The organism is Streptomyces parvus (genome assembly GCF_032121415.1).
GTDB lineage: Bacteria > Actinomycetota > Actinomycetes > Streptomycetales > Streptomycetaceae > Streptomyces > Streptomyces globisporus_A.
This window is the reverse complement of the sequence record NZ_CP135079.1, coordinates 4,504,437-4,528,795: the sequence shown is the minus strand read 5'-3', so window position 1 is coordinate 4,528,795 and position 24,359 is coordinate 4,504,437. Positions and strand designations below refer to the sequence as shown.

Sequence of the window (24,359 nt, the reverse complement as noted above, 5' to 3'; positions counted from 1 at the left end):
GAGGAAGAGAACAGGAACGATCGTGGCCGCCGAAGACACCGTCCTCATCTGCCTGCCCTTCGCCGGAGCGGGACCCTCCTTCTTCACGCCCTGGCAGAAGGGGGCGCCGGAGGGGCTGCGCATCCTCCCGGTATCCCTGCCGGGCCGCGAGAAGCGGTTCCCGGAGCCCGCGTACGATGCGGCGGCCCCAGCCGTCGACGACGCGTACGCGCAGGTGACGGCGGCGCTCGGCGGGGCGGAGGGGGACGGGGGCGGCAGCCAGGTCGTGCTGTTCGGGCACAGCATGGGCGCGGTGCTCGCGTACGAGCTGGCGCACCGGATCGAGCGGGCGGCAGGGCCCGTCCGCCTGGCCGCGCTCGTCGTCAGCGGCGCGCCCGGCCCCTGGACGCCGCGCACGGACCGGGCGGACGGACTGCCGGACGAGGAGTTCGCCGCCCGGGTCCGGGCGTTCGCCGGGTACGACCACCCGGCGCTCGCGGACCCGGAGATGCGGGAGCTGCTGCTGCCGGCGCTGCGGGCGGACGTCCGGCTTCACGAGACGTATGTCCCGTCCACGGAAAGCCCGTTGAGCGTCCCCGTCCTCGCGGTCCGGGGCCGGGAGGACACCCTCGTGGGGGCGGCGGAGGCGGCCGAATGGGGCCGGGCGACGACGGGAAAGCTGACGGTGGCCGAGCCGGCCGGCGGGCACATGTATCTGGCCGAGCGGCCGGACGAACTGCTGGAGCTGGTGGCAGCCGAGGTCCGAGCGGCGAGGGGCCGGTGACCGGCGACGGTACGGGCACGGGGCCGGTGACCGGCCGTGGCGCGGGGCGGCTGGCCGGGCGGTCTGCGGTGGTCACGGGGGCGGCGCGCGGTCTCGGCCGGGCCTGCGCCCTGGCGTTCGCCCGTGAGGGGGCGGACCTGATGCTGCTGGACGTGGCGGGCGAGCTGCCCGGGGTGCCGTACCCGCTCGGCTCGGCCTCGCAGCTCGCCCACACCGCGGACCTCTGCCGCGAGGCGGGGTCCGCCGTGCTGACCCGGCAGGCCGATGTGCGGGACCTGGCGGCGCTGGAGGCTGCGGCGGAGGCGACGGAGGAGCGGTTCGGGCGCATCGACGTCCTGGTCAACAACGCGGGTATCGCCGCTCCTTCGGGCCGACCGGCGCACGAGATCACCGAGGCCGAATGGCAGCTGATGATCGATGTCGACCTGGGTGGCGCGTGGCGGGCGATCCGTGCGGTGGGGGCCCGGATGGTCGCCCAGGGGTCCGGTTCGATCGTCAACGTCGCCTCGACGGCGGGGCTGGTGGGCTACCGGCACTTCGCGGGGTACGTCGCGGCGAAGCACGGTCTGGTGGGCCTGACGAAAGCGGTGGCCCTGGACTACGCGCCCCGCAAGGTCCGGGTCAACGCGGTCTGTCCGGGCTCGGTGCGCGACGACGAGGCGATGGAGGGCCGGATGCTGGCGGAGATCGCCCGCGCGCTGGAGGTGCCGGTGGCGGAGCACGAGGAGGCCTTCGTGCGGGACCAGCCGATGAACGCGCTCGTGGAGCCGGGCGATGTGGCGGACGCGGTGCTCTGGCTGGCCACGGACGCATCCCGGCAGGTGACCGGCAGCGTGGTCACCGTGGACGGCGGTTTCACCGCCCGCTGACCCCCTGTCTCCCTTTCGCCTCGGAGGAGTTGCGCACGTGCCGCCTGCCCAGCACAGCCTGACGGTCCGCCTGCCCTCGGCCACCACCGACGCCGCGCTTGCCGCCACCCTCACGGCGGCGGCCGAGCTGTGGTGGCCCGGGGACCGCCGCCACCCCCGGCTCTGGACGGAGTCCGTGCCCGCCCCGGCCGCATCCGGCGCGGCGGCCCGACGGCGTGCGGCCGAGGCGAGCCGCCCCGTCGCATCCGGCCACCGGCTGCGCGCGGTGCTGCTGCGGTACGCGGACGAGCGGCGGGAAGGGGCGGCCGCGGGCCCCGATCTCGTCCTGACGGCCGACGCATCCGCTCTGGACGCGCGTTCGCTGCGGGTCGTCGCCCGGGTGCTGCGGGGCGATCAGGCCCCGGATGCGGTGACGCCGCTCGCCGGGCCGCTCCCGCTCGACCTGCGCCTCGACGAGGAGACCCGCCGCCTCGCCTCCGCGCTCGCGCTCACCGTCGGGCGGTACGAGGGGGCGACCGCGGTGCGCGTCACCGTCCCCGCGCCCGCCCGGGACCGGCCGCCGTACGCACTGGGGCCGCTCGACGGGTACGCGGTATTCCCGGCGGACCTGTCCCCCGGCCGTACGGTCGCGGAGCTGCTGGCCACCGAGCCGGCCGCCCCGGCCGACGGGGAGGAGCCGCCCTCGCTGGAGGTGATGGCGGGCGACGGGCCCGCCGCCCTGCCGGCCGGCCGGGACGCCCTTCCCGTACCGGTCCGGCAAGTGGAGCGCATCCGGCACCAGTTGCTGGTCCGCCCGGCCACCACCCCGCTCTCTCGGCTGGATCCGCTGAGCGAGGCGGAGTCGGCCGAACAACTGACCCTCGGAGCCCGCCCCGCGCCCCCGGCCCCCTCCCCCCTCCGCATCGACGAAGCCTTCGCCGCGCGGGCTGCCGCCCGCCCCGACGCCCCCGCGCTCACCGCCGGGTCCACCACGCTCTCCTACGGCGAACTGGACGCCCGTGCCGAGGCGTTGGCCGACGGTCTGTACGCCCACGGGGTCCGCCCCGGTGATCTGGTCGGGCTCTGCCTGCCCCGCTCGACGGACCTGGTGGCGGCGATGCTCGCCGTGCTGAAGGCGGACGCCGTCCACGTACCGCTGGATCCGGAGCATCCGGCGGTCCGGCGGGAGCGCACCGCACGGGACGCCGGGGTGCGGCTGACGGTCGAGGACCCGGCGCCCCTCACCGGCCACCCGCCCCGCCCCGCCGCACCCCGCGGAAGGCCGGGCTCGCCCGCGTACGTCATCCACACCTCGGGCTCGACCGGCCGCCCCAAGGGGGTCCTCGTCCCGCACGCCAACGTCACGGCCCTGGTGGACGCGGTCCGCGAGGACTTCGGGCTCTCCCCCGACGACACCTGGACGTGCTTCCACTCGGCGGCGTTCGACTTCTCGGTGTGGGAGATCTGGGGCGCGCTGCTGACGGGCGGGCGGCTGGTGGTCGTGGACCACTGGACCACCCGCTCCCCGGAGGACTTCCACGCGCTGCTGGTCCGGGAGCGGGTGAGCGTGCTGAGCCAGACCCCCTCGGCGTTCGCCCAGCTCGCGGCGGCCGACCGGGCCGCCGACGGGCAATCCGCCCCGCGCCTCGTGGTGCTGGGCGGCGAACCGCTGGACGCCCGGCCGCTGCTGGACTGGTTCGACCGGCACCCGGAGGACCGCTGCCGGCTGGTCAACATGTACGGGATCACCGAGACCACCGTCCATGTCACGGCCGCCACGGTGACCCGCCGGGAGGCGCTCTCCGGTTCCCGGACCGTGGGGCGGCCGCTGCCCGGCTGGTCGGTCCGGGTCCTGGACGCGCACGGGCGGCCGGTGCCGCCGGGTGCGCCCGGGGAGATCGTGGTGGGCGGGGCGGGCGTGGCGCTCGGCTACCTGAACCGGCCCGCCCTGACCGCCGAACGCTTCGTCCCGGACCCCCTGGACCCGGCCGGGCGGCGGCTCTACCGCAGCGGGGACCTGGGGCGGCTGCTCCCCGACGGAACGTTGGAACACCTGGGCAGGATCGACGACCAGGTGAAGGTGCGGGGCTTCCGGATCGAGCCGGGCGAGATCCGGCACGTGCTGCTGGAGGACCCGGCGGTGTCGGCGGCGGCGGTCTCCGTGACCGGCGGCGACACCGGGGACGCGGCGGCCGTGCGGATCGACGCGTACGTGGTTCCGGCCCCGGGGGCGGGTGAGGACCCCGGTCCCGTACGGGAGCGGGCAGCCCGGCTGCTGCCGCCGCACATGGTGCCCGCGACGGTGACCGTGCTGCCGGCCCTCCCCCTCACCGCGAACGGCAAGCTGGACCCGGCCCGGCTGCCCGCGCCCGGGAGGCGGGGAGATCCGGTGACGGCTCCCGCCCCTGCCTCAGCTCCTGTCCCGGCACCAGCACCGGCCGCAGCGGCCCACGAGGCCGGTCCGGCCGCCGCCCTCGCCGCCATCTGGTGTGACGTGCTCGGCGTCGAGGCGATCGGTCCGGACGACGACTTCTGGGATCTGGGCGGCAATTCGCTGTACGCGATCCGCATCGGCGCGCTCGCCCGGGAGCGCGGGCTGCCCGGTATACCGCTGCGCCAGCTGTATCTGACGCCGACGCTGGGGGCGCTGTCCGAGGCCCTGGCCCTCAAGACATGAGCCCTGAGGACTCGGGTCCCGGAGGCATGAGAAGGGGGCGGCCGCCTCACACGGTCGCCCCCTCGCTCACCGGCCGTGGCTACACGAAGCGCTGCTTCGCGCTGCCGTCGCACGCCTGGAGCTTGAGCGGGTCCTTGGCCCCTGCCAGCGTCAGACACAGGCCCGTCGCGGCGGCCGGGCGGATCGTGCCCGACTGCCGGACGAACTTCTGGTTGGCCGCGCCCGCGCAGTTCCACACGATGAGCGTGGCGCCCGGCTTGTACGCGGCGTCGGACACGTCCAGGCACCGGTCGTGGCTGAGCGCGGTGCGCAGGGTCTGCGTACCGGCGTCGTACCACCAGTTCTGGTTGCGCCCGCCGTGGCAGTCCCAGCCGCCGATGGCCGTGCCGTTGCGGGTGACCGAGCCGGGGACGTCGGCACAGGTGCCGGTGGCCTCGTTCTTCAGCGGGGTGAACAGGTCGTCCCAGGCCTTGCCCGTCAGGACCGGGTTTCCGGTGCTCGCCGGGTCGGCGCAGCTCGCCTCGCGCAACCCGGAGTCGTACAGCTGGGTCAGGCAGGAGGCGAAGGCCCGGTGGCCGGCCGCGTTGGGGTGGAAGGACTGCCGGACCGAGTTCTCGTCGGGCAGGCCGGGCTTGCTCAGGTCGATGTAGAGGCCGCGCGCCCAGGGGGCCTCGCTGCACACCTCGTGGCCGTGGAAGAGCCGGGAGTTGTCGAGGTAGGAGGCCCCGGTGCTGGCGGCGGCCCTGCGCATGCCGGCCTGGAAGGCGGGCACGGCGGTGTTGCGGCCCCAGACGGTGTCGGAGTCGTAGCCGAGGCCCCCGCAGACGAGCTTGCCGGGGAAGCTCGGGTTGTCGCGGAAGTCCGGCCCGATCGGGCTCGGGTAGCCCATCAGGACGAGCTTGTAGTCGTTGTCCGCGTACCCGGCGCCGGTCATCACCGTCCGCAGATCGCGGACCGTCGCCTCGACCTTGGGGACCAGCGCGTCGACGCGGGCCTGCCAGCCGCCCGCGTACTTCGGCTCGCAGGGGCCCTGGAGGCTGATGTAGCGGACCACGCAGTCCGTCATGACCGGTCCGAACTGGAGGTCGTCGTTGGCCCCGGCGACCAGCACGATCATCTTGATCCGCGTGTTGCGGGCCTTGATCGCGAGGCTGTCGCTCTGCACGAGTTCGTCGGCGTACTGCTTGTTTCCGGCGATTTTGATGTTCCCGGTATAGGCGCCGGAGCACGAGACGTTGTACGTGAGGTCCGCCGCGATGCCCGTGCGGTGGATGGCGGCTTCCGGGGAGCGGTGGCACCAGTTGTCCGGCCCGTTGGTTCCGGGGTCGTAGGTGCCGACGCCCTCGCCGGAGATCTCGCTGTCGCCGAGCGAGATCAGCCCGGTCTTGCGTTCGGCGAGCGGCCGCTCGGCGGGGCTGCCGTACAGCTGGGTGGCTTCGGCGGCCCGGACGGCTTCCAGCGCGGGCGGAAGAGGGGTGGATGCGATAGAGCTGGTAGCCGACTCCGTCGCGCCCGCGGGTCCGGCGGCGGCCATACCGCCGACGGCAGCCGCGAGGGCGACGGTGGCGGCGACGGTACAGCGGAGCCGGCGAAGGCTTCGGAGCCCTCGAAGTCTGGTGCTGGTGCGCGTCATTGCGCCTCCCGGTAAGTGGTTACCCCCGGTATTTACTGGCCGGTAGGCGACTTGGGAATACATAGAACAAGACAAGTGCTCATCTTTTTCAGGAGGTTTAAACACATGACTGACGCATCGGGCGACACGGCAGGCGGTACCGGGTTCCGGATCGAGCACGACTCGATGGGCGAGGTGCGGGTCCCCGCGCACGCCAAGTGGCGCGCGCAGACCCAGCGGGCGGTGGAGAACTTCCCCGTCTCCGGGCAGCGTCTGGAGCGGGCCCACATCGAGGCGCTGGCCCGGATCAAGGGCGCGGCCGCCAAGGTCAACGCCGAGCTGGAGGTGGTGGATCCGGACATCGCCGCGGCGATCCAGGAGGCCGCCGCCGAGGTCGCGGCGGGCCGCTGGGACGAGCACTTCCCGGTCGACGTGTTCCAGACGGGTTCGGGCACCTCGTCGAACATGAACACCAACGAGGTGATCGCCACCCTGGCCACCGAGCGCCTCGGCCGCGAGGTCCACCCCAACGACCATGTGAACGCCTCGCAGTCGTCCAACGACGTCTTCCCGTCCTCCATCCACATCGCGGCCACCGCCGCCGTGACGGCCGATCTGATCCCCGCGCTCGATCACCTGGCCGATTCCCTGGGGCGGAAATCAGCCGAATTCGCGGATGTCGTGAAGTCCGGCCGTACGCATCTGATGGACGCCACCCCGGTCACCCTCGGCCAGGAGTTCGGCGGCTACGCCGCGCAGATCCGCTACGGCGTGGAGCGGCTGCGCGCCTCCCTGCCCCGGCTCGCCGAACTGCCGCTGGGCGGTACGGCGGTGGGCACCGGCATCAACACCCCGCCGGGCTTCTCCGCCGCCGTGATCGCGGAGGTCGCCGAGGCCACGGGGCTGCCGCTGACCGAGGCCCGCGACCACTTCGAGGCGCAGGGCGCGCGGGACGGGCTGGTGGAGACCTCGGGCCAGCTGCGGACCATCGCGGTGTCGCTGACGAAGATCTCCAACGATCTGCGGTGGATGGCGTCGGGTCCGCGCACGGGTCTCGCGGAGATCGCGCTGCCCGACCTCCAGCCGGGCTCGTCGATCATGCCGGGCAAGGTCAACCCCGTGATCCCCGAGGCGGTCCTGATGGTCGCCGCCCAGGTCACCGGCAACGACGCGACGGTGGCCACGGCGGGTGCCGCGGGCAACTTCGAGCTGAACGTGATGCTCCCGGTCATCGCGAAGAACCTCCTGGAGTCGGTGCGGCTGCTGGCCAACGCCTCCCGGCTGCTCGCGGACCGTACGGTCGACGGCATCACCGCCGACGTCGAGCGGGCCCGCGCCTACGCGGAGTCGTCCCCGTCGGTGGTGACCCCGCTCAACAAGTACATCGGCTACGAGGAGGCGGCGAAGGTCGCCAAGAGGTCGCTCAAGGACGGGACGACGATCCGCGAGACGGTCCTGGCCTCGGGGTATGTGGACCGCGGCGACCTGACGCTGGAACAGCTCGACGAGGCGCTGGACGTACTGCGGATGACCCGTCCGTGAGCCCCGGGTGACCTGAGTCGCAGCGGGCCGGTGGGAGCGCTCCGTAAGATCTCTCCATGACAGGTACGGGAGAGTGCGCACGCTGGGCGCCGGGGGACCAGATCCTCTGGCGCTACCGCGACAACGGCCGGGCCCACCGGACGGCCGCTGCCCCGCCCGTGCACATCTGCCGTCCGGTGACCGTCGTGCAGGACACCGACGAGCTGCTCGCCGTCTGGATGGCGCCGGGCACCGAGTGCGTGCGGCCGGTCCTGGCGAACGGCACCCAGGTGCACGCCGAACCGCTGGCCACCCGCTACACCGCGCCGCGCACCACGGCCCGCTCGACGTGGTTCGGCTCCGGGGTGCTGAAGCTGGCCCGGCCGGACGACCCGTGGTCGGTGTGGCTGTTCTGGGACCGCGGCTGGATGTTCCGCAACTGGTACGTGAATCTGGAGGAGCCCCGCACCCGGTGGTCCGGAGGGGTGGATTCCGAGGATCACTTTCTCGACATCTCCGTGAACCCCGACCGGAGCTGGAAGTGGCTCGACGAGGACGAGTTCGCGCAGGCTCAGCAGGTCGGCCTGATGGACCGGGGGACGGCCCGGCGGGTCCGGGAGGCGGGCCTGGCGGCGGTCGAGGTGATCACCGCCTGGGGGCCGCCGTTCCGGGACGGCTGGGAGCACTGGCGGCCCGATCCGGGGTGGCAGGTTCCGCCGCTGCCGGATGACTGGGACCGCACCCCGGCCCGTATGCCGTCGTGAGACCCTGGAAGAACCCTTCGGGCGGCCTGGTCGGCAGGTCCGGTCGTACGGAGGGCCGATCGCCGCAACCAGCGGGCACCACACCGGAACTGACCACAAGTCATCACGCCGGTCGTGCGGAGCGACGGGCCACGGACCCGGACGTTCCGCTCGGTCGCGGGAGCCGCCACGAGGGGGTGGAGACATGCACGCCGTCCGCTGCCCGCTCGTCGCGTCCGCAGCCGGAGGGGTCGCCTGTCGGCCATCTCCGAGGCGCTCGGTTTCGGCCCCTTCATCGGGGGCATCCGGTGACAGCCGTTGTTCTTCCCGCGCTTGCCGGGGCACAGTGACGCCCCACGAGGCGACTGCCTCATACAACCGGCCCGGACGGACGGAATCCCACGCGTGACGGAGCACCCCACCTCCCACGAAGGCCGACAGCCGCTGGCTGCCCGGCCGCAGGAGCGCACCCGGCCCCGGCAGCAGGACGCCGCGGCCGCGGCTGCCGCTGCCGCGGTGCCGGCTCCGGCCGCCGCGCCGAACCCGGGTCCCGGAGCGGCCGCCGTCGCCGACGCGCAGGCGGCCACCCGCCGCGAGGGCGACCGGCTGCGGTTCGTCGGCGCGGCGACCCGGCGGATCGCCCGGGGCATAGACCTGGACGAGATCGTCCTCGGGCTGTGCCGGGCCAGTGTGCCGACGTTCTCCGACGCGATCCTGGTCTATCTCCGCGATCCGCTGCCGGTGGGCGACGAGCGCCCGGTGAGCCCGTTCGTCCTGCGGCTGCGGCGCAGCGACCGGCTGCGTGTCAGCGACGAGGAGGGCGCCGAGGCGGCCGGTTCCGAGACGGAGCGGCTGCGGCCGCTGATCCTGGACCCGCAGGCCGACCTGATGCCCGCCGCCGAGCTGTGCGAGGTGCGGGCGGGCGGTGCTCTGGCCGAGGTGCTGCGCGGGGTGCGGCCGGTGTTCGGCGACTCCGCGGCGGCGCGGGCCGCGCTGCCGGAGCTGCTCGGCCCCGGCCGGTCCGTCCCCACCGGGCACCGGGCGATCCTCGCCCCGCTGCGCGGCCGGCGGCGGGTCATCGGGGCGGCGGTCTTCGTGCGGGGCACCGAGCGCACCCCGTTCGAGGCCAGTGATCTGCTGGTCGCGGCGCAGTTGGCGACGCACACCGCGCTCGGTATCGACAAGGCCGTGCTGTACGGGCGCGAGGCCTACATCGCCGACGAGCTGCAGCGCACGATGCTGCCCGATTCGCTCCCCCAGCCCACCGGCGTCCGGCTCGCCTCGCGCTACCTCCCGGCGGCCGAGACCGCCCGGGTCGGCGGCGACTGGTACGACGCGATCCCGCTGCCCGGCAGCCGGGTCGCGCTGGTCGTCGGCGATGTGATGGGCCATTCCATGACCTCGGCGGCGATCATGGGACAGCTGCGGACGACGGCGCAGACCCTGGCGCAGCTCGATCTGCCGCCGCAGGAGGTGCTGCACCACCTGGACGAGCAGGCGCAGCGGCTCGGCAGCGACCGGATGGCGACCTGCCTGTACGCGGTGTACGACCCGGTCGCGCACCGGATCACCATCGCCAACGCCGGGCACCCGCCGCCCGTGCTGCTGCATCTGGGCGGGCGGGCCGAGGTGCTGCGGGTGCCGCCGGGCGCCCCGATCGGGGTGGGCGGTGTCGACTTCGAGGCCGTCGAGCTGGACGCGCCCGCCGGGGCGACGCTCCTGCTGTACACCGACGGTCTGGTGGAGTCGCGGCTGCGGGACGTGTGGACGGGCATCGAGCAGCTGCGGGAGCGCCTCGCGGCGACCGCGCAGCTCACCGGCCCCGACCACTCGCCGCCGCTGGAGGCGCTCTGCGACGACGTGCTGGACATGCTCGGCCCGGGCGACCGGGACGACGACATCGCGCTCCTCGCGGCCCGCTTCGACGGGATCGCGCCGAGCGATGTGGCGTACTGGTATCTGGAACCGGAGGACGCGGCTCCGGGCCGGGCCCGGAGGCTGGCCCGGCGGGCGCTGAGCCGCTGGGGTCTGGACGACCTGGCCGACGAGGTGGAGCTGCTGGTCAGCGAGGTCGTCACCAACGCGGTGCGCTATGCGGAGCGGCCGGTGACGCTGCGGCTGCTGCGGACCGATGTGCTGCGCTGCGAGGTCGGGGACGATTCCCCGCAACTGCCCCGGCAGCGCCGGGCGCGCGAGACGGACGAAGGCGGCCGCGGGCTGTTCCTGGTCAACCGGCTGGCCCGGCGGTGGGGAGCGACCCGGCTCTCGACCGGCAAGGTCGTCTGGTTCGAGATGGCGGCCCGGGCGCAGTAGCGAGCGGCTTGAAGGGCATGAGGGAGGGGGCGGGCCGTCGGCCCGCCCCCTCCCTCATGCCTGTCACTGCGGGGCCGCTCCGTTGCCGCCGGGCCGCTCGCCCGGCTGGCCGTCGTCGTCCCCGGGCAGCGGCGGAATCTCCGGGCTGGTGGGGGGCGCGGTGGCCGGCGGGCTGGTGGTCGGCGGCGCGGGCGTCGTCGGGGTCTCGCTGGGCGTCTCGCTCGGCGTCTCGGAGGGCTTGTCCGACGGGGTCGGCTCCTCCGGCTCGGTGGGCTCTTCGGAGGGCGTGTCCGACGGGGTCGGCGGGGCGGGGACCTCACCGCGCTCCACGTCCTGGAGGTCGAACGTCTTGCCGGACCCGCCGTCGAGGGCGCCGAGGGTGTAGTCGGCCCAGATCCGCGCCGGGAAGCCGCCGCCGTTGGCGCGGCCGGAGTTGGCCGTACCCGTCAGGGAGACCTGCTTGCGGCCGCCGTCGCCCTCGCCGAAGAGGGCGACGACCGTGGTCAGTTCCGGGGTGTACCCGGCGAACCAGGCGGACTTGTTGTCCTCGGAGGTGCCGGTCTTGCCCGCCGCGTCGTAGGCGGGGGTGTTGGCCGCGCTGCCGGATCCGGCGTCGACGACCCCGGTGAGCGCCTTGGTCACCGTGTCGGCGGAGGCGCGGCTGATGGCCTGCTCCCGCTTGGGCTTCTCGGGGGTGACCGTGCGGTCGCGGTGTTCGGCGGACTGGAGGATGTGCGGGGTGACCTTCCGGCCGTGGTTGTCGAGCGTGGCGTACGCCCCGGCCATGTCCCAGGTCGAGGCGTTCATGGTGCCGAGCGAGACCGCGGGGCGTTCGGGGAAGTTCTTGTCCGGTACGCCGAGGTCGAGCGCCGTCTCCTTGGCGGCGGCGGGCGTCACGTCGACGATCATCTGCGCGAAGACGGAGTTGACCGAGCTGTTCATCGCCTTCTGGACGGAGATCGGCCCGTAGCTGCGGTCGTCCTCGTTCTGCGGGTTGAACGGGGTGTCGCTGCCGACGACGGGCCGCTTGCTGGTGCCGTCGTAGATGGTGTTGAGCCCGATCAGACTGCCGTCCTGGGTCGTCGACTCGTTCTCCAGGGCGGAGGCGAGCACCAGGGGCTTGAAGGTGGAGGCGGGCTGGTAGTCCTGGCGGGTGGCGTTGCTGATGTAGTGCTTGATGTAGTCCTCGCCGCCGTACAGCGCGACGACCTTGCCGGTCTTGGGGTCGACGGAGGTGGCGCCGGCCTGGACAGTCGCGTCGACCTTGCTGCCCTCGCGGTCCAGCTTGGACTCCAGTTGGTCGTCGACCGCCTTCTCCAGCGCCTGCTGGCGCTTCTTGTCGACGGTGAGGGTGAAGGTCCAGCCGCCCGCCTCGCGGTCCTCGGCCGAGACGCCCTGCTTCTCCAGCTCCTTGTTGGCCGCCTCGACGAGATAGCCGGTCTGGCCCTCCATGCCCGCGGCCGGCTTCGGCTTCTGCGGGACGGCGAACTTCAGCTCCGCCTTCTCGGACTCGGTGAGCCAGCCCATCTCGACCATGTTGCGCAGGGTGTAGGCCCAGCGCTCCTTGACCAGCTTCTTGCCGGTGGGAGTGGCGGTCGCCCAGTCGTACTGGCTGGGGGCCTGGAGGAGGGAGGCGAGGTAGGCGCCCTGGGAGACGTTCAGGTCCTCGGCGTCGACCCCGTAGTAGGCCTGGGCGGCGGCCTGGACACCGCTGGCGCCGCGTCCGTAGTAGGCGGTGTTGATGTACCCGGCGAGGATCTGGTCCTTGGACATCTGCTGGTCGATCTTGAGGGAGATCACCAGTTCCTTGAGCTTGCGGCTCACGGTGGGGTCCTGCGTCAGGTAGTAGTTCTTCACGTACTGCTGGGTGATGGTCGAGCCGCCCTGCTTGCCCTTGCCGCTGACCGTGTTGAAGAGACCTCGGGTGGTGCCCTTCAGGTCGACGCCCTGGTCCTTGTAGAAGGTCTTGTTCTCGGCGGCGACGAAGGCGTGCTGGACCTTCTTCGGCACCTCGTCCAGATCGACGATCTGGCGGTTGACGCCCTTGCCGGTCCGGGCGAGGACCGTGCCGTCGCTGTACTGGTAGACGTTGCTCTGCCGCTCGGCCATGGCGTTGGCGGCGGGGACGTCGACGTACAGGTAGAGCGCGCCGAAGGCGCCCATGCCCAGCAGGACGATCCCGAAGACCGTGCCCAGCAGCTTCTTCCACGTGAAGAGTCTGCGTATGCCGCCGCTCTTCACGGCCCGGCGCGACTCCTGCGCCTGGGCTCGTCGCGCATCCGCTCGACCCATTGGTGTGTTGCTCCCGCTTCTCTGCTCGACCGGTTCGCTCGGTTTCCTCTGCTCGCTCAGACCTTCCAGCTAACACCGACGGCAGGGACAAAAGACAAGCGATCCGGCCTTTTACGGACGTGAGAATCAGCACCCGTTCCCTAGGAACCGACTCCCCAGGGGTGGACAAGGTTGCGAGAACCGATAATGTGTAATCACATTGCTAGCGCGGCGAAGGCCGCTCCGAACGGGGGATCCCATGACCGCACAGCACGACGACCGCCACCCGGACACGCCGGCGGCGGACCTCTCCATCGACACTCCCGACATGCCCGCACCGCAGGTCAGGGAGGTCGTCGCCCACTCCATCCCGGGCGGCCTCGGACTTCTCCTGACCGTGCTCGGGGTGTTCGCCGGCGTCGGCCTCGCCATCGGCGGCGGGGTGATCGGAGCGAACGGCAGCAACGCGGTCGGCGTCCCGCTCCTCATCCTCGGCGTGCTCCTGGTGATCGCCTCGTTCTTCTGCATGAGCGGTGTGAAGATGGTCGCTCCGGGCGAGGCCCGGGTGATCCAGCTCTTCGGCCGGTACGTCGGCACCATCCGCGCCGACGGGCTGCGCTGGATCAACCCGCTGACCTCCAGCCGAAAGATCTCCACCCGCGTCCGCAACCACGAGACCGCCGTCCTCAAGGTCAACGACGCCTACGGCAACCCGATCGAGCTGGCCGCGATCGTCGTCTGGAAGGTCGAGGACACCGCCCAGGCGCTCTTCGAGGTCGACGACTTCCTGGAGTTCGTGGCCACCCAGACCGAGGCGGCCGTCCGGCACATCGCCATCGAGTACCCCTACGACGCCCACGACGAGGACGGCCTCTCGCTGCGCGGCAACGCCGAGGAGATCACCGAGAAGCTGGCCGCCGAGCTGACCGCCCGGGTCCAGGCCGCGGGCGTCCGGATCATCGAGTCGCGCTTCAGCCACCTCGCGTACGCCCCGGAGATCGCCTCCGCCATGCTCCAGCGCCAGCAGGCCGGCGCGGTCGTCGCGGCCCGTCAGCAGATCGTCGAGGGTGCGGTGGGCATGGTCGAGATGGCCCTGCACCGGATCGCCGAGCAGGACATCGTGGAGCTGGACTCCGAGCGGAAGGCGGCCATGGTCAGCAATCTGATGGTGGTGCTGTGCGGCGACCGCAGCGCCCAGCCGGTCCTCAACACGGGCACCCTCTACCAGTGACCGACCAGACGCCTCCCCGGCGGACGCCGGCGTCCCGGCCGCAGCAGCGCAAGCAGATGCTGCTGCGGCTGGACCCCGCGGTGCACGACGCGCTCGCCCGCTGGGCCTCCGACGAACTGCGCAGCGCCAACGCGCAAGTCGAGTTCCTGCTGCGGCGGGCGCTCGCGGAGGCGGGCCGGCTACCGGGGGCGGCGCGGCCGATCCCCCGGCGGGGGCGGCCACCGAAACAGCCGCCGGAGGAGCCGGAGACCCCGCCCGGGACACGCGGCCAGGGCACCCCGTAGCACCGCGCCCCCGGCGCGTACCGACACAGCGACCCCGGTCCCTCTCCTGGGCCGGGGTCGCCTTTCGGACGCGTATACATCGGGGGTATACACGCCGTGTACAGTGCTCCTCATGTCTATCGGTCACACCCTCCTCGGGCTCCTGGAGTCCGGCCCCCGACACGGCTACGACCTGAAGCGGACCTTCGACGAGAAGTTCGGCCAGGACCGCCCGCTCCACTACGGCCAGGTCTACTCGACGATGTCCCGGCTCCTGAGGAACGGACTCGTCGAGGTCGACGGCGTCGAGAGCGAAGGAGGTCCCGAGCGCAAGCGGTACGCCATCACCGACGCCGGGATCACCGATGTCTCGCAGTGGCTGGCCCAGCCCGAGAAGCCCGAGCCCTACCTCCAGTCGACGCTGTACACCAAGGTCGTCCTCGCGCTGCTGACCGACCGCAGCGCGGCCGACCTGCTGGACACCCAGCGCTCGGCACATCTGCGGATGATGCGCGTCCTCACCGACCGCAAGCGCCAGGGCGACCTCGCCGACCAGCTGATCTGTGACCACGCCCTGTTCCACCTGGAAGCCGATCTGCGCTGGCTGGAACTGACCGCCGCCCGTCTCGACCAGCTCGCCAAGGTGGTGGCTCCGTGATTCCCGAAGGCTCCCTGCTCGCCGCGCACGATCTGCGCAAGACCTACGGTTCGACGCCCGCCCTGGACGGCGCGTCGTTCTCCGTGCACCCCGGCGAGGTCGTCGCCGTGATGGGCCCCTCCGGCTCCGGCAAGTCGACCCTGCTGCACTGTCTGGCCGGGATCATCACGCCCGACTCCGGCACCATCACCTACGCGGGCCGCGAGCTGTCCGCGATGTCCGACGCCGAGCGCAGCGCCCTGCGGCGCAGCGACTTCGGCTTCGTCTTCCAGTTCGGCCAGCTCGTTCCCGAGCTGACCTGTGTGGAGAACGTCGCCCTGCCGCTGCGGCTCAACGGCGTGAAGCGCCAGGCCGCCGAGCGCACCGCGCTGGAGTGGATGGAGCGCCTGGAGGTCGACGACCTCAGGTCCCAGCGTCCCGGTGAGGTCTCCGGCGGGCAGGGCCAGCGGGTCGCCGTGGCCCGCGCGTTGGCCGCGGCGCCGAAGGTGATCTTCGCGGACGAGCCGACCGGCGCGCTGGACTCGCTCAACGGCGAGCGGGTGATGGAGCTGCTCACCGAGGCCGCCCGTTCCGCCAACGTCGCCGTGGTCCTGGTGACCCACGAGCCCCGGGTAGCCGCCTACTCCGACCGTGACGTCACCGTGCGCGACGGCCGGGCCCGGGACCTGGAGCACTCCGCATGACCCTGCTCGACGAGAAGCGGGCCGCGGCACCCCCGCGCCCGGCACCGCCGTCCCGGGGCGCGGCGATCCTCCGCGACCTCGGCCTCGGCGTCCGGTTCGCCGCCGCCGGTGGCCGCGAGGGCTGGATCCGTACGCTGCTGACCGCCGTCGGCGTCGGCCTCGGCGTGGCGCTGCTGCTGCTCGCCTCCTCCGTACCGCATCTGCTCGACGAGCGGAACGCGCGCGAACAGGCCCGCAGCGAGCCGCGGACCTCCGATTCGCCCGACGCGCGTGCCGCGAAGTCGGACAGCTCGGTGGTGCGGATCGACGCCACCTCCGAGTACCGGGACCGCACGGTCGCCGGGTATCTGATGCGCCCGGACGGTTCGACGCCGGTCCTCCCGCCGGGGGTCGACCGCTTCCCGGCGGCGGACACCATGGTGGTCTCCCCCGCGCTGAAGGAACTGCTCACCGACCCGGGCAACGCGTTGCTGCGCGAGCGGCTGCCGTACGAGATCACCGGCACGATCGGGGACGCCGGGCTGCGCTCCCCCCATGAACTCCTCTACTACGCGGGCAGCGACACCCTGACCCCCGCGAAGGGCGGACACCGCGTCGACGGGTACGGGGACTCCCGCGAGGGCGCCCCCCTGCCGCCGCTGCTGATCGTGCTCGTCGTCATGGTCTGCGTCGTACTGCTGGTGCCGGTGGCGATCTTCATCGCCACCGCCGTGCGCTTCGGCGGCGACCGCCGCGACCGCCGGCTGGCCGCGCTGCGCCTGGTCGGCGCGGACATCCGGACGACCCGGCGGATCGCCGCCGGGGAGGCGATGTTCGGCGCGCTGCTCGGGCTGCTGATCGGTGTGGCGTTCTTCCTGGGGGGCCGCTTGTTCGTCGGCTCGGTGGAGATCTGGGACGTCAGCGCGTTCCCCGCCGACCTGCTGCCCGACCCCCGGCTCGCCCTCCTCATCGTGGTGGCGGTGCCGCTGACCGCCGTCCTCGTCACCCTGGTCGCGATGCGGTCCGTGGTGGTCGAGCCGCTCGGCGTCGTACGCCGGGGCCGCGAGCGGGGACGCCGGCTCTGGTGGCGGCTGCTGATGCCCGCGGCCGGTCTCGCGGTGCTCGCCGTGACGGGCCGCACCAACGGGTACGAGCCGGTGAACCCCTTCGCCATAGCCTCGGGCGCGGTCCTGGTGCTGGTCGGTCTCGCGCTGCTGCTGCCCTGGCTGGTCGAGGCCTGTGTGAACCGGCTGCGCGGCGGCCCGGTGCCCTGGCAGCTCGCCACCCGCCGGCTCCAGTTGAGCAGTGGGGCCGCGTCCCGCGCGGTCAGCGGGGTGACGGTCGCGGTGGCCGGGGCCATCGCCCTGCAGATGCTCTTCGCCGCGCTGAACGCCGACTTCCACCAGGTGACCGGCCAGGACCCCTCGCGGGCCCAGTTCGCCGCGTACTCCGAGGACGTCACCGGCGAGGCCGCCACCTCCGCCATCGAACAGTTCCGCGCCACCGAGGGCGTGGAGGTGGTGATCGGCTCGGTGGAGGCGTACGCGACCAAGCCCGGGACGTACACGGACGACGAGATACAGCCCACCACCTCGCTGACCCTCGGCACCTGCGCGACCCTGCGCGAACTGGCCCGGATCGACCGGTGCGAGGACGGCGACGCCTTCGTCGTGCACCCCCCGGACGACAAGGACCAGGCGGGCTGGGTGGACCAGACCGCGCGCAAGGGCAGGACCGTCCTGATCGGCGAGGGCATGGGCGCGGAGCCGTTCCGGTGGACGCTGCCCGCCGACACCGAGACCGTCATGGGCCGCAAGGACCCGATGGGCGAGACCCACTTCGGGATCATGGCGACCACCGGAGCGCTGGACGCGGGCAAGCTGCCCGGCGCCACGATCGTCGCGCAGGTCCGGGTCGACGAGAGCGTGCCGGATGTCGCCGAGCACGTACGCAACACGGCGATCAGGATCGACCCCGGGGTGCGCTTCGTCGAGCTGAACTCGGTGGCACGCGACCGTCAGTACGACAGCGTGCAGACCGGACTCCAGGTCGGAGCGACCGTGGTGCTGCTGCTGATCGCCGCCTCGATGCTGGTCTCCCAGCTGGAGCAGTTGCGCGAGCGCAGGCGGCTGCTGTCGGTGCTGGTCGCCTTCGGCACCCGGCGCTCCACGCTCGGCTGGTCGGTGCTGTGGCAGACCGCCGTGCCGGTCGCGCTCGGCCTGGTGGTCGCGGTCGTGGGCGGCCTGGGCCTCGGCGGGACGCTCGCCTGGATGATCAGCAAGTCGGTGACCGACTGGTGGCTGTTCTGGCCGATGGTGGGGGCCGGGGGCGCGCTGATCGCGCTGGTGACGCTGGCGTCGCTGCCGCCGCTGTGGCGCCTGATGCGCCCGGAGGGGCTGCGCACCGAGTGACACCCGGGTGATCGGCGCACGGCCGGGGCTCCTGGGAACGGGAGCCCCGGCCGCGTACGTCTCAGTCCTGGTCGGCGCGGTCCACCGGCCGCACCGGCAGCGGCTTCATCGCCTCGCGCAGGGCGGCCGCGAACTCCTCGAACTCGCCGCCCCGCGCCGACCCGGTCCGCATCGCCAGCGCCACCCTCCGGGTGGGGGCCGGGTCCGCGAAGTACCCCGTGGCCAGCGCGTCGTTGCGGCCGGTCTCCACCGTCACCGCGGTGCGCGGCAGCAGTGTCACCCCGAGGCCGCCGGCGACCAGCTGGACCAGGGTGGAGAGCCCGGCGGCGGTCGTGGTGACCGGCGCGCCCCGGGTGCGGCCGGCCTCGCGGCAGATGTCCAGGGCCTGGTCGCGCAGGCAGTGCCCCTCGTCCAGGAGCAGCAGCGGCAGTTCGCGCAGTGCGTCACGGGGGATGTCCGCGCGGCCGCCGAGCCAGTGGTCCTGCTCCATGACCAGCACGAAGTCCTCGTCGAAGAGCGGGATCTCGGTGACGCCCGGCACCCCGAGCGGCACGGCGAGCAGCAGCAGGTCCAACCGCCCGGCGGAGAGCCCTTCGAGCAGCGAGGAGGTCTGCTCCTCGTGGACCTGGAGGTCGAGGTCCGGGTAGCGCTCGTGGACGAGGCGGAGCACGGTGGGCAGGAGATACGGGGCGACGGTCGGGATCACGCCGAGCCGGAGGACGCCGGTGAACGGGGCGCGGACCGCCTCCGCCTCCTCCATCAGCGCGGCGACCGCCTCCAGCACCGCCCCGGCCCGCACCGCGAGCCGCTCCCCCGCGGGCGAGAGGAGCACCTTGCGCGTCGTACGCTCGATGAGCTGGACACCGAGTGCCTCCTCCAGGGTGGACACCGCTCCGGAGAGTGCCGGCTGACTCATCCCGATCGCTGCCGCCGCGTCCCGGAAGTGCAGATGTTCCGCCACGGCCGTGAAGGCCCGCAGCTGGGACAGGCTGGGCTGCTTGGCGGGCGACTTACCGGACTGCTTGGGGCGTACGCCCTGATTCACCTGGGTCACTGATAGGCACCTCCGATCATACGGACCGAGTGTAGCTATTTCTGTGATCAATGCACTCTGTGCCATGGTGGGAGCCGTCCAACCCTCAGGAAGACCCTCAAAAAGGGAATTCCAGACGTTGCAAGGAGAGCGCGTGCTCACTGTCGGTGACAAGTTCCCCGAGTTCGACCTGACTGCTTGTGTCTCGCTGGAGAGCGGCAAGGAGTTCGAGCAGATCAACCACAAGACCTACGAAGGCAAGTGGAAGATCGTCTTCGCGTGGCCGAAGGACTTCACCTTCGTGTGCCCGACGGAGATCGCCGCCTTCGGCAAGCTGAACGAGGAGTTCGCCGACCGCGACGCCCAGATCCTCGGCTTCTCCGGTGACTCCGAGTTCGTGCACCACGCCTGGCGCAAGGACCACCCGGACCTGACCGACCTGCCCTTCCCCATGCTGGCCGACTCGAAGCACGAGCTCATGCGTGACCTCGGCATCGAGGGCGAGGACGGCTTCGCCCAGCGCGCCGTCTTCATCGTCGACCAGAACAACGAGATCCAGTTCACGATGGTGACCGCCGGTTCCGTGGGCCGTAACCCCAAGGAGGTCCTGCGGGTCCTCGACGCCCTGCAGACCGACGAGCTGTGCCCGTGCAACTGGACCAAGGGCGAGAACACCCTCGACCCGGTCGCGCTCCTCTCGGGCGAGTGAGCTGATACCGACATGGCTCTCGACGAACTGAAGACCGCCATACCGGACTTCGCCAAGGACCTGAAGCTGAACCTCGGTTCGGTCATCGGCAACAGCGACCTCCCGCAGCAGCAGCTGTGGGGCACCGTACTGGCCTGCGCGATCGCCTCGCGCTCGCCGAAGGTGCTGCGCGAGCTGGAGCCCGAGGCGAAGGCCAACCTCTCCACCGAGGCGTACACCGCGGCGAAGTCGGCGGCCGCGATCATGGCGATGAACAACGTGTTCTACCGGACCCGGCACCTGCTGTCGGACCCGGAGTACGGCACGCTCCGCGCGGGCCTGCGGATGAACGTCATCGGCAACCCGGGCGTGGAGAAGGTCGACTTCGAGCTGTGGTCGCTCGCCGTCTCCGCGATCAACGGCTGCGGCCAGTGCCTGGACTCCCACGAGCAGGTGCTCCGCAAGGCCGGCGTGGACCGCGAGACCATCCAGGAAGCCGTCAAGATCGCTTCGGTGATCCAGGCGGTCGGTGTGACCCTCGACGCCGAGGCCGTACTCGCCGAGTAGTGACACCGCACCACCCCCGGCCCACCTGGGTACGGGAAGAGCCCCGGGGACGACCGACCGTCCCCGGGGCTCTTCTTCACGTTCCCGCCCCCCGCTACTCCTGCGGCGGCGGGTTCTCCTGCGGCCGCTCGGCCGGAGCGTCCTGCGGGCCCGGGTGGGGTGGCTCCGGAGCGGGACCGGCGTGCGCCGGGCTCATCGACAGGGCGGTGGCCCCGTGGTGTCCGCCTCGTTCGCCGGGCTCCCCGTACGAGCGCAGATAGCCGACCACGGTGTTGGTCACGGCGACCAGGGGTACGGCGACCACCGCGCCGCCGATGCCCGCGACGAGCCCGCCGGTCGCCACCGCGAGGACCACCGCGAGCGGGTGCACCCGGACGGCGCGGCCGAGGATGAACGGCTGCAGGATGTGGCCCTCGATCTGCTGTACCGCCAGGACCACCACCAGCGCCCACAGCGCCGTCCACACGCCCTCGGTGACCAGCGCGACGACCACCGCGAGCGCCCCGGACACCACGGCGCCGACGAGCGGGATGAAGGCGAACAGGAAGATGAAGACGGCCAGCGGCACCGCGAGCGGCACGTTCAGGACGTAGAGGCCGAAGCCGATGAAGATCGCGTCGATCAGGGCGACGAGCACCGTGCCGCGCACGTACGCGGTCAGGGTGCGCCAAGCGCGCGGTCCGGCACCGGCGACCCCGGGGCGTGCCGCGGCGGGCACCAGTTTGAGCGACCACTCCCAGATGCGCCGGCCGTCGTAGAGCAGGAAGAGCGTGGAGAACATCGCCAGCAGCAGTCCGGTGAGGAACTCCACCATCACGGTGACGCCCTGGAGCCCGGCGGAGGTGATCTCCTCGGTGTTGGTGCTGATGGTGTCGCTGAGGTTCTTGGCGATGTCGTTGATCTGCGACTCGGTGACGTGGAAAGGACTGTCGAGCGCCCAGCGCTTCAGCTCGTCGATACCGTCCCGGACCCGGTCCGAGAGCGTGTCGAGGTTCTCCATCACCTGCCACACCACGAACCAGCCCACCAGGCCGATGATGACGAACCCGAGGACGGCGGTCACGGCGGTGGCGAGCCCGTGGGGCAGCCCGAACCGCTTGAGCCGCACGACCGTGGGCTGGAGCATCGCGGTGATGAGCAGCGCGGCGGAGAAGGCGAGCACCACCAGCTCCACGGCCGTGATCACCCGCATCAGCACCCAGAGCGTCCCGGCGAGGACGAGGAGGCGCCAGCCGGCCTCCGCGGCGACCCGCATGCCCCACGGGATCGCCGCCACCGGATCCGGCTTGGCGGCGACCGACGGGGCGTAACTGGGGGGCGCGGGCACCTGCCCGGGCTCGTCGTCGGTGCCGGGGACGGCCCCCTTCACCGGGAACGGTTCATCGTCGGCCGCAGCCCTCGCTCGACGCTCGTCGAGGCGTGCGCCCAGCTCCGTCAGTTCGGACCCGAAGCGGCCCAGCCAGCCCGGCAGTTTTGACATGCTCTCTTTCCTTCCCCCATCTGGGCTTCCCAGCGCTCCGGGTTCACCAGGAAGTGACCGTACAACGCGCGAGGCCCCCCACCGTCTGGACGGTGGGGGGCCTCGCGGGGTTGAGAGGGCGGCCGGTGTACTTCCGCCCGCTCTCCCCTAATACCAGTTGTTGGCCTGCCAGAAGGACCAGGCGCCGCACGGGGAGCCGTAGCGGCCGTCCATGTAGCTGAGGCCCCACTTGATCTGGGTGGCCGGGTTGGTCTGCCAGTCGGCGCCGGCGGACGACATCTTGGAGCCCGGGAGCGCCTGCATCAGACCGTACGCCCCGGAGGACGGGTTGGTCGCGCGGTAGTTCCAGGTCGACTCGTGGTTCACGATGTTGCTGAAGCACTGGAACTGGTCGGCGGGGACCATCTGACGGGCCATCGCCTGGACCTGGGCCACGGTGTACGAGCCCTGGGCCGCGAACGAGGAGGCGTCGCGGACGGAAGAACGGCTGGCGCGCTCGGCCTCTTCCTTCTTCTTCGCCTCGGCCTCGCGCTCGGCCTTGATCCGGTCCTCGGCCGCCTGCTTCTTGGACTTGGCGTCCTTGGCTGCCTGGAGGCGGGCGGATTCCTCGGCCGACTTCTTCGCGGCGGCGTCGGCGGCGGACGCCTGGGCGTCGGCCTGCTGCGTCAGCGAAGCGGTCTGGACCTGGGCCTGCTGGCCCGCGGGGATGTCTGCGAGCAGCGTGGTGTCGGCTGCGGCCGCCTCGAAGTTGTTGTCGTCGGCGGCAGGTGTGCCGCCCGCAGCAACGCCTACGACGGCGCCTACGGTGGTGACCGCGGTGGCGGATGCCACGGCGAACCCCCGGACCGAGATCCGGCTCACATGGTGTCCTTCCAGCATCGCCCGCTTAGGTGACCTCGCGGGCGCGTTCGTGCCCCCGGCACTGGCCCCCCTACTGCGTGGGTCACGGGAGGCACGGGCCCGATGGGCAACCCCGGTGAGGAGGCTGCCGCGTGGTGCTCGCGGGCGGCATACGGGCGTCTCGTGTTGAGTTGTGTGGTGCGTGGCGCCTCTGGAGGTGCCCAAGTGCCGTATGCGGGGCCTGACGGAAGCAAGACTCTGCCGGACGGGGACGCGTGGAGGCAATTCTGTGTTGCGTGGGAAACGTCACACCCCGTTCGGTCCATCGGTTTTTCGGAAATGACGGCGCAGCACAATGCCGCCCGGCTAAACTCCTTGGCTCGCCGGGCGGCATCAAGGGGACATGCGGGTCAGATGTGACCCTCCTCCAGCATTTCGGTCACCAGCGCGGCGATCTGCGAACGCTCCGACCGGGTGAGCGTGACGTGCGCGAACAGCGGATGGCCCTTCAGCTTCTCGACGACGGCGACGACTCCGTCGTACCGGCCGACCCGGAGGTTGTCCCGCTGGGCCACGTCGTGGGTGAGCACGACACGCGAATTCGCCCCGATTCTGGACAACACGGTCAGCAGGACGTTCCGTTCGAGCGACTGCGCCTCGTCGACGATCACGAACGCGTCGTGCAGCGAGCGGCCGCGGATGTGGGTGAGCGGCAGGACCTCCAGCATCCCGCGGCCGAGCACCTCCTCGATGACCTCGCGCCCGGCGACCGCCGAGAGCGTGTCGAAGACCGCCTGCGCCCAGGGGCTCATCTTCTCGGCCTCGCTGCCGGGGAGATAGCCGAGCTCCTGCCCGCCCACCGCGTACAGCGGGCGGAAGACCATCACCTTCTTGTGCTGCTGCCTCTCCAGCACGGCCTCCAGGCCCGCGCAGAGGGCCAGCGCGGACTTGCCGGTGCCCGCGCGTCCGCCGAGCGACACGATGCCGACGTCGCTGTCGAGGAGGAGGTCGAGCGCGATCCGCTGCTCGGCGCTGCGCCCGTGGATGCCGAATGCCTCCCGGTCGCCCCGCACGAGGCGCACGTTGCCCTCGGCCGTCACCCGGCCCAGCGCCTTGCCGCGCTCGGACTGAAGGACCAGGCCGGTGTGGACCGGCAGCTCGGCGGCCTCCGGGACGTACAGCGTCTCCTCGCCGAACAGCAGGTCGACCTGTTCCCCGGCGAGGGACAGTTCGCTCATACCGGTCCAGCCGGAGTCCGTGATGGCGAGCTCGGCGCGGTACTCCTCGGCGAGGAGGCCGACGGAGGACGCCTTGATGCGGAGGGGCAGGTCCTTGGAGACGACCGTGACGTCGTACCCCTCGGCCTGGAGGTTGCGTGCGACCGCGAGGATCCGTGAGTCGTTGTCCCCCAACCGGTAGCCGGCGGGCAGGACGCCGGGATCGGAGTGGTTCAGTTCGACACGGAGCGACCCGCCCAGGTCCCCGAGCGGGATCGGGGCGTCCAGCCGGCCGTACCGGATCCGGAAGTCGTCCAGCAGGCGCAGGGCCTGGCGGGCGAAGTATCCGAGCTCGGGATGGTGCCGTTTGGCCTCCAGCTCCGTGACCACCACGATCGGCAGCACGACTTCGTGCTCGTCGAAGCGGGCCACGGCGCCAGGGTCGGCCAGCAGGACGCTGGTGTCGAGAACGTATGTGCGCCGGTCGGGCATGCGGCGCTTGCTGCTGTTCACCACGGAAGGACGTACCCCCTCGGACGAGGTCGGGGAGTGCGACGGACG

Annotated in this window: 19 protein-coding genes; 13 read left to right on the top strand and 6 right to left on the bottom strand. The window is 72.1% G+C overall.

Going from position 1 to position 24,359, the window contains the following annotated elements; all coding sequences use genetic code 11:
- Nucleotides 1-22: 22 nt before the first annotated feature.
- Genes RNL97_RS21585 through RNL97_RS21575 form a run of 3 tightly spaced genes read left to right on the top strand, consistent with a single transcriptional unit; the run spans nt 23 to nt 4,288 of the window.
- Entirely contained in the window at nt 23-763 is a 741-nt protein-coding gene (locus tag RNL97_RS21585; protein ID WP_243314979.1) for a thioesterase II family protein, read from the top strand.
- Nucleotides 760-1,632 (top strand): SDR family oxidoreductase, encoded by an 873-nt coding sequence (locus RNL97_RS21580; protein WP_050499924.1) that lies wholly within the window; start codon nt 760-762, stop codon nt 1,630-1,632. Before RNL97_RS21585 ends, RNL97_RS21580 begins: the two co-directional genes overlap by 4 nt.
- A 37-nt stretch (nt 1,633-1,669) precedes the next feature.
- Nucleotides 1,670-4,288 carry an amino acid adenylation domain-containing protein gene (locus RNL97_RS21575; protein WP_243314978.1) on the top strand — a complete coding sequence of 873 codons (2,619 nt, stop codon included), beginning with the start codon at nt 1,670-1,672 and terminating at the stop codon, nt 4,286-4,288.
- 79 nt (nt 4,289-4,367) lie between these two features.
- Here RNL97_RS21575 and RNL97_RS21570 read toward each other — a convergent pair whose 3' ends face one another.
- On the bottom strand, nt 4,368-5,921 hold the full coding sequence (locus tag RNL97_RS21570) for a ricin-type beta-trefoil lectin domain protein (RefSeq protein ID WP_243314977.1): 1,554 nt from the start codon (nt 5,919-5,921) through the stop codon (nt 4,368-4,370).
- A 105-nt stretch (nt 5,922-6,026) separates the two neighbouring features.
- Between RNL97_RS21570 and RNL97_RS21565 the strand changes: the two genes are divergently transcribed.
- The 3 genes from RNL97_RS21565 (at nt 6,027) to RNL97_RS21555 (ending at nt 10,477) form a co-directional block, all read left to right on the top strand.
- Entirely contained in the window at nt 6,027-7,442 is a 1,416-nt protein-coding gene (locus tag RNL97_RS21565; protein WP_030576372.1) for a class II fumarate hydratase, read from the top strand.
- Nucleotides 7,443-7,498: 56 nt separating this feature from the next.
- Nucleotides 7,499-8,185, top strand: a complete 687-nt coding sequence (gene fomD / locus RNL97_RS21560) for a cytidylyl-2-hydroxypropylphosphonate hydrolase (RefSeq protein ID WP_030576370.1) — start codon at nt 7,499-7,501, stop codon at nt 8,183-8,185.
- A gap of 384 nt (nt 8,186-8,569) precedes the next feature.
- Nucleotides 8,570-10,477, top strand: coding sequence for an ATP-binding SpoIIE family protein phosphatase (locus RNL97_RS21555; RefSeq protein ID WP_243314976.1), 1,908 nt, complete (start codon nt 8,570-8,572; stop codon nt 10,475-10,477).
- 63 nt (nt 10,478-10,540) lie between these two features.
- On the opposite strand, the gene RNL97_RS21550 is transcribed toward RNL97_RS21555, so the two are convergent.
- Nucleotides 10,541-12,769: a transglycosylase domain-containing protein gene (locus RNL97_RS21550; protein ID WP_030576364.1), complete on the bottom strand. Its 2,229-nt coding sequence runs from the start codon at nt 12,767-12,769 to the stop codon at nt 10,541-10,543.
- A gap of 238 nt (nt 12,770-13,007) precedes the next feature.
- Between RNL97_RS21550 and RNL97_RS21545 the strand changes: the two genes are divergently transcribed.
- From RNL97_RS21545 to RNL97_RS21525, 5 genes are all read left to right on the top strand, one after another.
- Nucleotides 13,008-13,979 (top strand): SPFH domain-containing protein, encoded by a 972-nt coding sequence (locus RNL97_RS21545; RefSeq protein ID WP_030576361.1) that lies wholly within the window; start codon nt 13,008-13,010, stop codon nt 13,977-13,979.
- Complete coding sequence (locus RNL97_RS21540; RefSeq protein WP_030576358.1) at nt 13,976-14,263, top strand: type II toxin-antitoxin system antitoxin; 288 nt, start codon at nt 13,976-13,978, stop codon at nt 14,261-14,263. Before RNL97_RS21545 ends, RNL97_RS21540 begins: the two co-directional genes overlap by 4 nt.
- Before the next feature lie 112 nt (nt 14,264-14,375).
- Nucleotides 14,376-14,900 (top strand): PadR family transcriptional regulator, encoded by a 525-nt coding sequence (locus RNL97_RS21535; RefSeq protein WP_030576355.1) that lies wholly within the window; start codon nt 14,376-14,378, stop codon nt 14,898-14,900.
- Complete coding sequence (locus RNL97_RS21530; RefSeq protein ID WP_030576353.1) at nt 14,897-15,583, top strand: ABC transporter ATP-binding protein; 687 nt, start codon at nt 14,897-14,899, stop codon at nt 15,581-15,583. Before RNL97_RS21535 ends, RNL97_RS21530 begins: the two co-directional genes overlap by 4 nt.
- Nucleotides 15,580-17,973, top strand: a complete 2,394-nt coding sequence (locus RNL97_RS21525) for an ABC transporter permease (protein ID WP_030576350.1) — start codon at nt 15,580-15,582, stop codon at nt 17,971-17,973. The genes RNL97_RS21530 and RNL97_RS21525 overlap by 4 nt, the downstream gene beginning before the upstream one ends.
- A gap of 61 nt (nt 17,974-18,034) precedes the next feature.
- Here the strand turns inward: RNL97_RS21525 and RNL97_RS21520 are convergent, their stop codons facing one another.
- Entirely contained in the window at nt 18,035-19,027 is a 993-nt protein-coding gene (locus RNL97_RS21520) for a hydrogen peroxide-inducible genes activator (RefSeq protein ID WP_078651930.1), read from the bottom strand.
- A 133-nt stretch (nt 19,028-19,160) separates the two neighbouring features.
- Here RNL97_RS21520 and RNL97_RS21515 point away from each other — a divergent pair, with 133 nt between their 5' ends.
- Together RNL97_RS21515 and RNL97_RS21510 are read left to right on the top strand one after the other, a co-directional pair.
- Nucleotides 19,161-19,715 (top strand): peroxiredoxin, encoded by a 555-nt coding sequence (locus RNL97_RS21515; RefSeq protein ID WP_003966619.1) that lies wholly within the window; start codon nt 19,161-19,163, stop codon nt 19,713-19,715.
- Nucleotides 19,716-19,727: 12 nt separating this feature from the next.
- Nucleotides 19,728-20,261, top strand: a complete 534-nt coding sequence (locus RNL97_RS21510; RefSeq protein WP_030576343.1) for an alkyl hydroperoxide reductase — start codon at nt 19,728-19,730, stop codon at nt 20,259-20,261.
- A gap of 94 nt (nt 20,262-20,355) precedes the next feature.
- On the opposite strand, the gene RNL97_RS21505 is transcribed toward RNL97_RS21510, so the two are convergent.
- The 3 genes from RNL97_RS21505 to RNL97_RS21495 form a co-directional block, all read right to left on the bottom strand.
- Nucleotides 20,356-21,741, bottom strand: a complete 1,386-nt coding sequence (locus tag RNL97_RS21505) for an AI-2E family transporter (protein WP_030576340.1) — start codon at nt 21,739-21,741, stop codon at nt 20,356-20,358.
- Nucleotides 21,742-21,888: 147 nt separating this feature from the next.
- Complete coding sequence (locus RNL97_RS21500) at nt 21,889-22,602, bottom strand: aggregation-promoting factor C-terminal-like domain-containing protein (protein WP_030576337.1); 714 nt, start codon at nt 22,600-22,602, stop codon at nt 21,889-21,891.
- Nucleotides 22,603-22,991: 389 nt separating this feature from the next.
- On the bottom strand, nt 22,992-24,314 hold the full coding sequence (locus RNL97_RS21495) for a PhoH family protein (protein ID WP_030576334.1): 1,323 nt from the start codon (nt 24,312-24,314) through the stop codon (nt 22,992-22,994).
- Nucleotides 24,315-24,359: the final 45 nt, after the last annotated feature.

Bases quoted from the DNA above. Each gene is read 5' to 3' on its own strand.
- RNL97_RS21570 (WP_243314977.1), bottom strand. From the start codon at position 5,921: ATGACGCGCACCAGCACCAGACTTCGAGGGCTCCGAAGCCTTCGCCGG.
- RNL97_RS21565 (WP_030576372.1), top strand. From the start codon at position 6,027: ATGACTGACGCATCGGGCGACACGGCAGGCGGTACCGGGTTCCGGATC.
- fomD (WP_030576370.1), top strand. From the start codon at position 7,499: ATGACAGGTACGGGAGAGTGCGCACGCTGGGCGCCGGGGGACCAGATC.
- RNL97_RS21550 (WP_030576364.1), bottom strand. From the start codon at position 12,769: ATGGGTCGAGCGGATGCGCGACGAGCCCAGGCGCAGGAGTCGCGCCGG.
- RNL97_RS21545 (WP_030576361.1), top strand. From the start codon at position 13,008: ATGACCGCACAGCACGACGACCGCCACCCGGACACGCCGGCGGCGGAC.
- RNL97_RS21535 (WP_030576355.1), top strand. From the start codon at position 14,376: ATGTCTATCGGTCACACCCTCCTCGGGCTCCTGGAGTCCGGCCCCCGA.
- RNL97_RS21525 (WP_030576350.1), top strand. From the start codon at position 15,580: ATGACCCTGCTCGACGAGAAGCGGGCCGCGGCACCCCCGCGCCCGGCA.
- RNL97_RS21510 (WP_030576343.1), top strand. From the start codon at position 19,728: ATGGCTCTCGACGAACTGAAGACCGCCATACCGGACTTCGCCAAGGAC.
- RNL97_RS21505 (WP_030576340.1), bottom strand. From the start codon at position 21,741: ATGTCAAAACTGCCGGGCTGGCTGGGCCGCTTCGGGTCCGAACTGACG.